Origin of the sequence: Avibacterium volantium, assembly GCF_900635775.1 — a bacterium.
Classification (GTDB): domain Bacteria; phylum Pseudomonadota; class Gammaproteobacteria; order Enterobacterales; family Pasteurellaceae; genus Avibacterium; species Avibacterium volantium.
The window spans coordinates 458,645-471,037 of the sequence record NZ_LR134167.1 but is presented as its reverse complement, the minus strand read 5'-3'; the positions used below and the strand labels follow the sequence as shown (position 1 = coordinate 471,037).

Below are 12,393 nucleotides of genomic sequence, written 5' to 3'. Positions count from 1 at the left end.
CATGCCTCGGATTCTAGTTACTGGAAGCAATGGACAAGTAGGTCAATGCTTAGTTGAACGATTGAAAGATAAAGTAGATTTACTTGCCCTTGATCGTGATCAACTAGATATAACCGATATAAAAGCGGTAAATCATACAATTAAACAATTTAGACCGGATGTTGTGATTAATGCAGCTGCATATACTGCAGTAGATAAAGCAGAATCTGATCAAGAGACAGCTAAATTGATTAATGTTGATGGAGTAAAAAATCTAGCTATTGCTTGCGAAGAAATATCTGCAGCTTTATTACACATTTCTACAGATTATGTTTTTGATGGAAATAAAAACCTTGCGAATCTATATACTGAAGAAGATCTGGTGAATCCCCAAAGTGTCTATGGTGAAACAAAATTACAAGGCGAGATAGTCGCCCAAAAACATTGCCAAAAAACAATTATTTTACGAACCGCATGGGTTTTTTGCGAATACGGTAATAACTTTGTAAAAACAATGTTGCGCTTAGCAAAGACGCATAATGAGTTAGGTATTGTATCCGATCAATTTGGCTCACCAACATATGCTGGAGATATCGCTAATGCACTGATCAAAATTTCGGATACTATTATTGCCGAAAAAAGCATTTCTTACGGTATTTACCATTTCTCAGGTTATCCCTATGTGAATTGGTTTGAATTTGCTCAAGCTATCTTTAATAATGCAAATCAAGACGGTCTATTAAATGTTATGCCTAATCTTAAAGCTATTGATACACTAAGTTACCCAACTGCAGCAAAACGTCCAGCAAATTCGAAACTAAGCCATACAAAAATAAGAAATGCATTTAATATATCCCCAAGTAATTGGCAAGATGCGTTAAAAAATATAAGAGCATATATTTAATTGAAAACAGGACATCATAATGAAAATTATTGACACAACTATTCCTGATGTAAAAATTCTAGAACCCCAAGTTTTTGGTGACGAACGTGGTTTCTTTATGGAGACCTTTCGCGACCAATGGTTTAAAGAAAATGTGTGCAATCGAACTTTTGTACAAGAAAACCATTCAAAATCTACTAAAGGTGTATTAAGAGGACTACATTATCAAACAGAAAACACTCAAGGAAAGCTAGTAAGGGTAATTTCAGGAGCTGTTTTTGATGTTGCAGTGGATCTCCGTAAAAATTCACCAACTTTTGGTAAATGGGTAGGGGAAATTTTATCAGCTGAAAATAAAAGACAATTATGGGTGCCCGAAGGATTTGCCCATGGTTTTTATGTTTTAAGTGATGAAGCCGAATTTGTGTATAAGTGTACTGACTATTATAATCCTAATGCCGAACACTCCTTGATTTGGAATGACCCTACTGTAGGTATTGAATGGCCCATAATTGGAGAGCCTAATTTATCAAATAAAGATTTATTAGGTAGCTCTCTTCATAAAGCAGTTCTATTTGAGTAAAAAGTATTTTAAATATGATAAAAAAAGAGATTTCAGAAATCTATCGTTATAGAGAATTATTAAAACAGCTAATCATAAAAGATATAAAACTAAAGTATAGACATAGTTATCTTGGCTATATTTGGAGTATCTTAAATCCACTAATGATGATGCTCGTTTTAGTAGTTGTCTTTTCTAGTCTATTTAGATTTGATGTACCAAATTATCCAGTGTACTTACTTACTGGACAAGTGCTGTTCAACTTTGTTGCTGAGGCGACAAATATGTCCGTATCTTCAATCACTGGAAATGGAGCATTACTCAAAAAAACCTATGTACCTAAGGCAATATTCCCTATATCAAGAGTAACAAGCTCATTAGTGAATCTGTTATTTTCGCTGGTGGCATTAGCGCTAGTAATGCTTATTACTTCTACACCTATCTCATGGTATATACTCTTAATCCCTATAGTATTTATGGAAGTTTATCTATTTACTTTAGGTCTTAGTTTACTACTAGCAAGTAGTACCGTATTTTTTAGAGATATACAGTATCTATGGGGCGTCTTAATTTCTATCTGGTTATATGTAACCCCAATCTTTTATCCCGTCTCAATTATTTCCGATGAGTACCAGGTAATTTACCAAAACCTAAATCCTATGTATGGCTATTTATTACAATTTAGAGATCTTGTTCTCTATGCCAAACCGCTACCAATGGATTGGTTATATCAAGGTTCTATTACTGCTATTGTAATGTTAGCAATCGGACTATGGGTCTTTAACCGTAAACAAAATCAATTTATTTTATATATATAACTATGAATGATATTATTATAGATATACAAGATGCATCTGTTAGATTTAACAAAGCGACTGAAAATATAACTGGCCTAAAAGAATACGTTATAAAACTTCTTAAAGGTCAGCTAATGTTTGAAGAGTTTTTTGCTCTAAAAGACATTAATCTACAGATTAGAAGGGGAGAATCATGGGGACTTATTGGAAATAATGGTTCTGGTAAATCAACCCTGCTTAAATTGATTTGCGGTATTCTTCAACCTTATACAGGAACAGTATCAGTATCAGGAACAATAGCTCCTTTAATTGAACTTGGTGCTGGCTTTGATTACGAACTTACTGCAAGGGAGAATATCTTTTTAAACGGTGCATTACTTGGCCATAATAAAAAATTTATGCAATCAAAATTTGATGAGATTATTGAGTTTTCCGAATTATCAGATTTTGTTGATGTTCCTATAAAAAACTATTCTTCTGGAATGTCTGCAAGACTTGGCTTTGCAATTGCTACAATGGTAAAAGCAGATATTTTGGTTATAGATGAAATTTTATCCGTGGGAGATCAGGCTTTCCAAGAAAAATGTAAAGTAAGAATGGCAGAATTATTAAAAGGGGGTACCACACTATTATTTGTTTCTCATTCTATGGTACAGGTAAAAGAAGTATGTAGCAATATAGCTTTTATAGAAAAAGGAACTGTAAAAATGACGGGGAAAATTTCTGACGTACTAGATTAGGACTATTCAAAAGTCAATTTAAACTTATATTATATAAAGTAATTAAATTATTATATATCCATTTAATCATAATATAAAAGGATTCCTTATAAATGAAAAAAATATTCAAAGTATATTTGATAATTAAAAGTATCATAAAGGCTATAAATAATAACCCCGATCTAGTTAAAAGGGTTATCTATGAAGTAAGATACAGCGGACTTAGAATTACCATAGATAAGATAAGAAAAAAATTTAATAGTGCAATCCCTCATAATAGCACTAAAGAAAATATAGAACTAAATGATATCAGAAAATACTTCTTATTAGATGAAGAAAAAATACCAAAATTAACAACTGAAAAGCCCATTGACATTATTATTCCTGTATATAATGGATTCGATTATTTATTACCATTATTCAATAGCATTAAAAATAATACAAGTATTCCTTATAGATTATTAGTTTGCAATGATAAAAGTACAGATAAGAGAGTCAGTCCTTTTTTAAAAAGTATAAAAGAAAGCTACGGTATAAATTTTTTACTAATTGAAAATAATGAGAACCTTGGATTTATAAAAACAGTAAACAAATTGGTAGAATTAACAGATAATCATTTTGTTTTACTCAATACAGATGTAGAAGTTCCTCCTTATTGGTTAGAACGTTTGATGTATCCTATCTTCACCATGGAAAATATTGCTAGTACAACGCCATTCACAAATGCTGGAACTATCTGCAGTTTTCCTAAATACCTAAAAGATAATAAAATGCTTTTAGACCTTGATGTCAATCAAATAGATTCATATTTCAGAACAGTAAACTTTGAGAATACATATATAGAAATTCCCACAGCTGTAGGTTTTTGTATGGGAGTAAATAAGAAACTAGTAAAGAAAATTGGTATGTTTGATGAAATATATGGAAAAGGCTACTGCGAAGAGAATGACTGGTCACAAAGAGCAATAGTTGCAGGATATAAAAATATCCATGTAACTAACTTATTTGTTTTTCACAAACACGGAGGCTCTTTTCCATCCTTAGAAAAACAGAAGTTGCAAGAGAGAAATTACAATATTCTTATAGAAAGATATATAAACTATCCTAATGATGTGAATTTACTTATTGAAAGAAATGAGTTATCCAATCTCCGCAAAATGCTCGAAGCCAGAATTACTTTATCAAAAGATAAAGAAAATTTTCTAAACGGATATTACCGTCATATAAACATCTACTATATCGGCTATTTAAGCTCTACTATTGGAGTTGGAAGAGCATCTAGAGGATACATACATTTATTGGAAGAAATGGGATTTAATGTAATTAAATTTGATTTAAATGATCATTCTTGGAAAAACCAGGTTATAAATAATTTACTTTCTAATCCTCCACTATTTATTATCAATCACTATAATGCTCCTGAGACTCTTTTTATAGAAAAAGAATTCTTTGAAATATGTAAATATTTTAGCTGCGTAATTGGGATCTGGGCTTGGGAATCTGATAATCCTATTTTAGCTTTCAGGAAAGCATCAAAAAACTTGCATTCAGTGTGGGGTATCAGTAACTATATGATGAAAGCATTAAAAGATGTGCAATGCCACAAAGGAGTTCTTCAACATATTGTGGATGAAACTGAAGTGGAATCAAAAACCATACAAAGAGACTTAAAAAAAATAAGAGAAGAATATGAATTTATTGCTGGATATATTTTTGATCTAAATAGTTATTATTTCCGAAAAAATCCTGAAGGTGTTATAAAGTGTTTTAAAGAGGCCTTTAAAGATAAAGATGATGCATGCCTAATATTAAAAATATCTGGTATAAATAACAATATAAAAGATTATAATAAGATTTTGGATATTATTGGCAACGACTCTAGGATAAAAGTTTTTACTTCATTTTGGGAAAATGCTGAAATAAACTATTTCTATGAAATAATTGATGTATACTTAGCTCTATTCCGTTCAGAAGGATTTGGATTAACTATCGCCGAAGCCATGGTTAGCCATACCCCAGTAATCTGCACTAACTATTCTGGAGTTCAAGATTATATAGGAAACTCAATATTAAAAGTAGATTTTTCAATGATACAAATTCCAGATAATTGGGGACCATATGAAAAAGGATGGCTGTGGGCCGACCCTAATATCTCAGAGGCTACGAATTATTTATTAAAACTTTATTATGATACTAATCTCAGGAAGAAATATGGAAGAGAGGGATACCTGACCGTTAAAAATGTTTTATCATATAAAAACACTGAGAAAAAATTACTATCTTTATTGAAAGAGTCACTAAACTCCACTCAACCTAATTAACCAATAAGGAAATGAAATAATATGCTTGAATATAATAATATGGAAAATGAAGATTTTTCTGTTCCAATATACCCAGTGATATTAGCAGGAGGGACGGGGTCTAGACTATGGCCGCTGTCTAGGGAGTCATATCCGAAACAATTCTTAAAATTTGGAAATAACGAACTATCCATGCTACAAACAACGATAAAAAGATTAGAAAAAATAAAAAATTGCCAACCTCCTTTAGTAATCTGTAATGATGCTCATCGCTTTATTGTTAAAGAGCAGCTTAGAGAAATAGGTGAAACAGAGTCTAGTATAATATTAGAACCATTTGGAAAAAATACGGCTCCAGCAGCCGCCCTCGCTTCGTTTTATTTAACCAGCAAGAATAAATCAGCAATAATTTTAATATTAGCAGCTGATCATTTTATCCAAGATATGGATACTTTCTGCGATACTATTAACACATATAAAAACTATACAGAAAAAAATATCTTGCTAACTTTTGGAATTAAACCTAATAAGCCTGAAACTGGATATGGATATATTAAGAAAGGAGATTATTTTTATAAAAATAGTTTTTTAGTGGAGAAGTTTGTTGAAAAACCTAATTATCAAATAGCACAAGAATATATAAATAGTGGTCGATATTTATGGAACAGTGGAATTTTTATGTTTACAGCTCAGACTTATCTTGATGAATTAAAAAAATATAGACCTGATATTTATGATGTTTGTAAACTTTCTATTAATGACGCAATACAGGATGATAAATTTATACGAATAAAAGATAGTTCATATGAAAACTGTCCTCAGGACTCTATCGATTATGCTGTAATGGAAAGAACAAAAAAATCAATTGTGATACCAATAGATATTGGATGGAATGATGTAGGGTCATGGAGTTCATTATGGGATATTTCTGAAAAAAATAATGATGGTAATGTTTTACAAGGAGATATAATCACATTAGAAAGCAATAATAATTATATATTTTCAGAACATGGAGTAATTTCAACGATAGGTATTAAAGATCTAATCATCATACAAACGAAAGATGTTTTACTAATTGCAGAAAAAGATAGTACTCAAAAAATAAAACAAGTAGTAGAACGCTTGGATAGTCTAGGAAAATGCAAATATAAATGACATGGATTGCTATGAAAATAGCTCTATTTGTTCCCACTTATAATGCTGGTGAACTGTGGAAATCTTGGATTCAAACTTATCAGCAGCAGAAATTAAAAGCAGATAAAGTTATTATTATCGACTCATCTTCTCGCGATAAAACAGTTGAATTATCTGAGCAGGCTAATTTTGAGGTAACTGTTATTCCTACTCGTGAGTTTAATCATGGTGGTACGAGAAATTTATCAGCCTCCTTGTCCAAAGATGCTGATATTTTCGTTTTTCTGACACAAGATGCACTGCTCTCATCTCCCTTTAGCCTGCAAAAAATTATTGAACCATTTTCAGATTCTCAAGTAGGTGCGGTGTATGGACGTCAACTTCCACATAAAGATGCAAATCCATTAGCTACACACGCTCGCTTATTCAACTACCCAGACAAGACAATAATAAAAAGCCAAGAAGATATTGCTAGGCTAGGGATAAAAACAGTATTTATCTCTAATTCTTTTGCTGCATATCGAGCTTCTTTATTTAGAGAACTAGGAGGATTTCCCGATAATGTAATTATGGCAGAAGATATGCATTTAGCCGCAAGAATTATTGGAGCTGGATATAAGATTGCTTATTCTACTGAAGCCACAGTACATCACTCCCATAACTACACTCCTTGGCAGGAATTTAAACGTTATTTTGATACGGGAGTCTTTCAAAAACAAGAAAATTGGATACAAGAAAAATTTGGCAAGCCAACAGGTGAAGGGCGGCGATTTGTACTATCTGAAATGAAATATCTAACAAAAAATGCTCCTTTTTGGATTCCTAGAGCAATATTCACAACCTTATTCAAATTTATTGGATATAAATTGGGTACTTATTACGGTATATTACCGAAAACGTTTATTCGACTCTTCAGTATGCATAAGCAATACTGGAATAAATAATGCAAATAAACATTATTTATTCCATACAATAAACTAAATCGGTAAAACCTCTCTACCGAAATTTTCGTTAATCATTTCTGCTGCAGCGAGGTAGAAAGCGCTGAGTGCGGTGATTAGGCCTAGGCAGCCGCCGATTTGTACTAAGCCGTGATAGCCAAAACCATCACCGATTGCTAGTGCGTAGAAGGTTAATACTAAGAAAAAGAACACTACACGCAATGCTTTTGGCTTGCTGAAAGAGGCGATGAACATCATTAAGGTGAATGTTCCCCACGCGGCTAAATAGCAGCCTAAAAATGCAGGGCTGGCTGTTGGCATAAATTGTACCAACAATGCCCAAGACCACCAAAATGATCCGTAGCTGATAAAGGCAGTGAAACCAAAGGTGTTGCCTTTGCGGTATTCCATAATGCCTGCGATTAATTGTGCCGTTCCGCCAAAAGCGAATGCCATGGCAAGCACAATAGAAATGCCATCTTGTTTATCAAAAATGCCGGCGTTAATTAAACTTAATAGCCAAGTAGTTAAAGCAAAACCGCATAACCCTAATGGGCCCGGGTTTGCCAATTTTTCTGTTGTTTGAGTTGTCATTTGTTTTCCTAGTTTGTTAATAAAATCAAAGGGCGGATTATGCTTGATATTGCTTTGAAAATAAAGCAATTTTATAGAAATCAAGTGGAAAACTTTGGATAAGGTGATTTTTAAGTACGGTAGAAAATTTACAAATTTTTCACCGCACTTATTTATTCGCACAAATAAAAAAGCCCGACACGATGTTCGGGCTTTTGGTTGCTTTTAGCGATTATTCTGCATCTTCTGCCATATTTAACATTTCAGCAAGACTTGCGGTTGCATCGTCTGCGGTGAAGGTAAATTCTGATGCAATTTCTTCATCAGAAATGGTTGATGCTTTGGTTGGCTGTTCAGGTTCAATGATACCTGCAGCACGGTTTTTCTGGCGTTGTTGGTGATACGCAAAACCTGTACCTGCTGGAATCAAACGACCAACGATAACGTTCTCTTTCAAGCCACGCAATTCATCGCGTTTACCTGCCACTGCGGCTTCTGTAAGCACGCGGGTGGTTTCTTGGAATGAGGCCGCTGAGATAAAGGATTCTGTCGCCAATGAGGCTTTGGTGATACCCAATAATTCACGCTCAAATTCCACTAATGGTTTTCCTTCCGCTTCGCGTTTTTGGTTAACCATTTTCACGCGTGCCACTTCCACTTGCTCACCCTCTAAGAACTCAGAGTCATAAGCCTTAGTGATGATGGCTTTACGCAACATTTGGCGAACGATCACTTCGATATGTTTATCGTTAATTTTTACCCCTTGTAAGCGGTAAACTTCTTGCACTTCGTTTACGATGTAATCAGTTACTGCGTGTACACCGCGCAAGCGTAGAATATCGTGTGGCGTTTCTGCACCATCAGAAATGAGATCCCCACGTTCTACCATTTCACCTTCAAATACGTTGAGCTGACGCCATTTTGGAATCATTTCTTCGTACACTTCGCCCTCAGTTGGCGTGATGAGTAAGCGGCGTTTACCTTTGGTTTCTTTACCGAAAGAAACAATACCCGAAATTTCTGCTAGAATTGCTGGCTCTTTCGGTTTACGTGCTTCAAAGAGATCCGCTACGCGTGGAAGACCACCGGTAATATCTTTTGTTCCCGCTGATTCTTGTGGAATACGCGCAAGAGAATCCCCCACGTGAACTTCCGCACCATCTTCAAGGGTTACAATCGCTTTACCTGGCAAGGTGTACTGTGCTGGTATATCTGAACCTGCAACAAGAATGTCGTTGCCTTGCGCATCAACAAGTTTAATGGTTGGACGTAAATCCTTACCTGCTGTTGCACGTTCACCCACATCTTGTACTACGATTGAAGATAAACCAGTTAATTCATCAGTTTGACGAGTTACAGTTACACCGTCAGTAATATCTACGAATTTCACGAAACCTGATACTTCAGAAACCACTGGCATTGTATGTGGATCCCAGTTCGCTACGATTTCGCCTGCGTTCACTTCATCGCCATCTGCTTTGTTTAACACTGCACCGTAAGGCACTTTATAATGCTCTTTGGTACGACCAAATGCGTCAATAATGGTTAATTCCGTGTTACGCGAAGTTAAGACCAATTTGCCTTCTTTATTCGTCACGAATTTCACGTTGGCTAAACGTAAAGTACCGTTATTCTTAACTTGAATGCTTGATTCTTTCGCTGCCGCAGATGCCGCACCACCGATATGGAACGTACGCATCGTTAGCTGTGTACCCGGCTCACCGATTGATTGCGCAGCGATAACCCCCACGGCTTCACCTTGGTTGATAAGGTGTCCGCGTGCAAGATCGCGTCCGTAACATTTCGCACACACACCAAAGTTGGTGTCACAGGTTACAACAGAGCGTACTTTAATGCTATCTACGGAATTTTCATCAATCAGATCACAAAGTTTTTCATCTAATAAAGTATTACGCGGAATTAAAACTTCGTCTGTACCCGGTTTTAAGATGTCTTCTGCCGCCACACGACCTAACACACGATCACGCAGAGGTTCTTTTACATCTCCCCCCTCGATTAATGGGGTCATTACGATACCTTCGTAAGTGCCACAGTCATCTTCGATGATTACTAAATCTTGTGCCACATCTACTAAACGGCGGGTTAAGTAACCAGAGTTCGCAGTTTTTAATGCGGTATCCGCCAAACCTTTACGCGCACCGTGGGTTGAAATAAAGTACTGAAGTACGTTCAAACCTTCACGGAAGTTCGCGGTAATTGGCGTTTCGATGATTGAGCCGTCTGGACGCGCCATCAAACCACGCATACCTGCAAGCTGACGAATCTGAGCCGCAGAACCACGCGCCCCTGAGTCAGCCATCATAAAGATGCTGTTAAATGAAGCTTGTTTTTCTAACTCCCCTTCACGGTTCATTACTTCTTCTTGAGAAAGGTTTTCCATCATCGCTTTGGCAACACGTTCATTCGCTGCTGCCCAAATATCGATTACTTTGTTATAACGCTCACCTGCTGTTACCAAACCTGATTGGAATTGCTCTTGGATTTCTGCAACTTCTTGTTCTGCGGCTGAAATAATTTCATATTTCTTCGCTGGGATCACCATATCGTCAATACCTACTGATGAACCTGAACGTGCAGCGTAAGCGAAACCAGTGTACATAATTTGGTCAGCAAACAATACGCTCGCTTTCAACCCTAAACGGCGATAGCTTTCGTTAATTAATTTTGAAATCGCTTTTTTGCCTAAGGTTTGGTTGAACAAGCTAAATGGCATACCTTTTGGTGCGATCATCCATAAAATGGCACGACCAATTGTGGTATCCACAAGGCTGGTTTGCGGCACAAATTCGTTAGAGGCATCTTTCACATATTCTGTGATACGCACTTTCACACGAGAATGTAATTCCGCTTGACCTGTACGGTAAGCTTTCTCCGCTTCGCGTGGATCTTGCAATAACATTCCTTCGCCTTTACCGTTCACTTTATCACGAGTCATATAGTAAAGACCTAATACAACGTCCTGTGATGGTACGATAATCGGCTCACCATTTGCTGGTGAAAGAATGTTGTTGGTTGACATCATCAAGGCACGTGCTTCAAGCTGTGCTTCAAGGGTTAATGGCACGTGAACCGCCATTTGGTCACCATCGAAGTCCGCGTTGAACGCCGCACACACTAAAGGGTGCAATTGAATCGCTTTACCTTCAATTAAAATCGGCTCAAAGGCTTGAATACCCAAACGGTGCAAGGTCGGCGCACGGTTCAATAGGATTGGGTGTTCACGAATTACTTCTGCCAAAATATCCCATACGATTGCGTCTTCACGCTCAACCATTTTCTTCGCTGCTTTGATTGTAGTTGCAAAGCCACGGCTTTCTAATTTGGCATAAATAAATGGACGGAATAATTCCAACGCCATTTTTTTCGGTAAACCACATTGATGTAGATGTAAGTATGGCCCTACGGTGATTACAGAACGGCCTGAGTAATCTACACGTTTACCCAATAAGTTTTGACGGAAACGACCTTGTTTACCTTTGATCATATCCGCAAGTGATTTCAATGGACGGCGGTTAGAACCGGTAATTGCACGGCCACGGCGACCATTATCCAATAATGCATCAACAGATTCTTGTAACATACGTTTTTCGTTACGCACGATAATATCTGGCGCAATCAAGTCTAATAAGCGTTTTAAACGGTTATTACGGTTGATCACACGGCGATATAAATCGTTCAAATCTGAAGTGGCAAAACGTCCGCCATCAAGTGGAACTAATGGACGTAAATCTGGTGGTAACACTGGCAATACGGTCATCACCATCCATTCAGGTTTATTACCTGATTGAATGAAAGATTCTAATAATTTTAAGCGCTTAGTGATTTTTTTGCGTTTGGTTTCTGAATTGGTTTCTTGCAACTCTTCACGCAAGGTTTCACATTCCACTTCTAGATCCATATCACGCAATAACGCTTGGATCGCTTCTGCACCCATTTTAGCTTCAAATTCATCGCCCCAACGGTCTTCTGCGTCTATATATTGTTCTTCCGTTAATAATTGACCTTTTTCAAGATCAGTCATTCCTGGCTCAGTAACAATGTAAGATTCAAAATAAAGTACACGTTCAATATCACGCAACGGCATATCTAATAATAAGCCGATACGGGACGGTAAAGATTTTAAGAACCAGATATGAGCAACAGGTGAAGCAAGCTCAATATGACCCATACGTTCACGGCGAACTTTTGCTTGTGTCACTTCTACGCCACATTTTTCACAAATTACCCCACGGTGTTTTAAGCGTTTATATTTTCCGCATAAACATTCGTAGTCTTTTACTGGCCCGAAAATACGCGCACAGAAAAGTCCGTCACGCTCTGGTTTAAACGTACGGTAGTTGATGGTTTCAGGTTTCTTAACTTCACCAAATGACCAAGAACGGATCATATCCGGTGAGGCTAAACCAATTTTGATCACATCAAAATCTTCGCTGGATTTAGATTGTGCTTTTAAAAACTTAACTAAGTCTTTCACAGATTTTGCT

Annotated in this window: 9 protein-coding genes; 7 read left to right on the top strand and 2 right to left on the bottom strand. The window is 36.3% G+C overall.

Annotation, left to right across the window (positions count from 1 at the left end; all coding sequences use genetic code 11):
- The first annotated feature begins 1 nt into the window (after window position 1).
- From rfbD to ELZ61_RS02250, 7 genes are all read left to right on the top strand, one after another.
- Window positions 2-883, top strand: coding sequence for a dTDP-4-dehydrorhamnose reductase (rfbD, locus tag ELZ61_RS02280; RefSeq protein ID WP_126371142.1), 882 nt, complete (start codon window positions 2-4; stop codon window positions 881-883).
- A 19-nt stretch (window positions 884-902) separates the two neighbouring features.
- Window positions 903-1,445, top strand: coding sequence for a dTDP-4-dehydrorhamnose 3,5-epimerase (gene rfbC / locus ELZ61_RS02275; RefSeq protein WP_126371141.1), 543 nt, complete (start codon window positions 903-905; stop codon window positions 1,443-1,445).
- 14 nt (window positions 1,446-1,459) lie between these two features.
- A complete protein-coding gene (locus tag ELZ61_RS02270) occupies window positions 1,460-2,242 on the top strand; it encodes an ABC transporter permease (protein WP_126371139.1) in 783 nt (260 codons plus the stop codon).
- 2 nt (window positions 2,243-2,244) lie between these two features.
- Window positions 2,245-2,961 carry an ABC transporter ATP-binding protein gene (locus ELZ61_RS02265; RefSeq protein WP_126371137.1) on the top strand — a complete coding sequence of 239 codons (717 nt, stop codon included), beginning with the start codon at window positions 2,245-2,247 and terminating at the stop codon, window positions 2,959-2,961.
- A gap of 92 nt (window positions 2,962-3,053) precedes the next feature.
- The gene (locus ELZ61_RS02260) at window positions 3,054-5,261 is read left to right on the top strand and encodes a glycosyltransferase (protein ID WP_126371136.1); all 2,208 of its coding nucleotides are present in this window, start codon (window positions 3,054-3,056) and stop codon (window positions 5,259-5,261) included.
- Between the two features lie 21 nt (window positions 5,262-5,282).
- Window positions 5,283-6,395 (top strand): mannose-1-phosphate guanylyltransferase/mannose-6-phosphate isomerase, encoded by a 1,113-nt coding sequence (locus ELZ61_RS02255; protein ID WP_126371134.1) that lies wholly within the window; start codon window positions 5,283-5,285, stop codon window positions 6,393-6,395.
- Window positions 6,392-7,318 carry a glycosyltransferase family 2 protein gene (locus ELZ61_RS02250; RefSeq protein WP_277870319.1) on the top strand — a complete coding sequence of 309 codons (927 nt, stop codon included), beginning with the start codon at window positions 6,392-6,394 and terminating at the stop codon, window positions 7,316-7,318. The genes ELZ61_RS02255 and ELZ61_RS02250 overlap by 4 nt, the downstream gene beginning before the upstream one ends.
- A gap of 33 nt (window positions 7,319-7,351) precedes the next feature.
- Here ELZ61_RS02250 and ELZ61_RS02245 read toward each other — a convergent pair whose 3' ends face one another.
- Both ELZ61_RS02245 and rpoC read right to left on the bottom strand, forming a co-directional pair.
- Entirely contained in the window at window positions 7,352-7,930 is a 579-nt protein-coding gene (locus ELZ61_RS02245) for an acetate uptake transporter (protein WP_338418675.1), read from the bottom strand.
- Between the two features lie 190 nt (window positions 7,931-8,120).
- Window positions 8,121-12,383: a DNA-directed RNA polymerase subunit beta' gene (gene rpoC, locus ELZ61_RS02240; protein ID WP_126373548.1), complete on the bottom strand. Its 4,263-nt coding sequence runs from the start codon at window positions 12,381-12,383 to the stop codon at window positions 8,121-8,123.
- Between the last annotated feature and the right edge of the window lie 10 nt (window positions 12,384-12,393).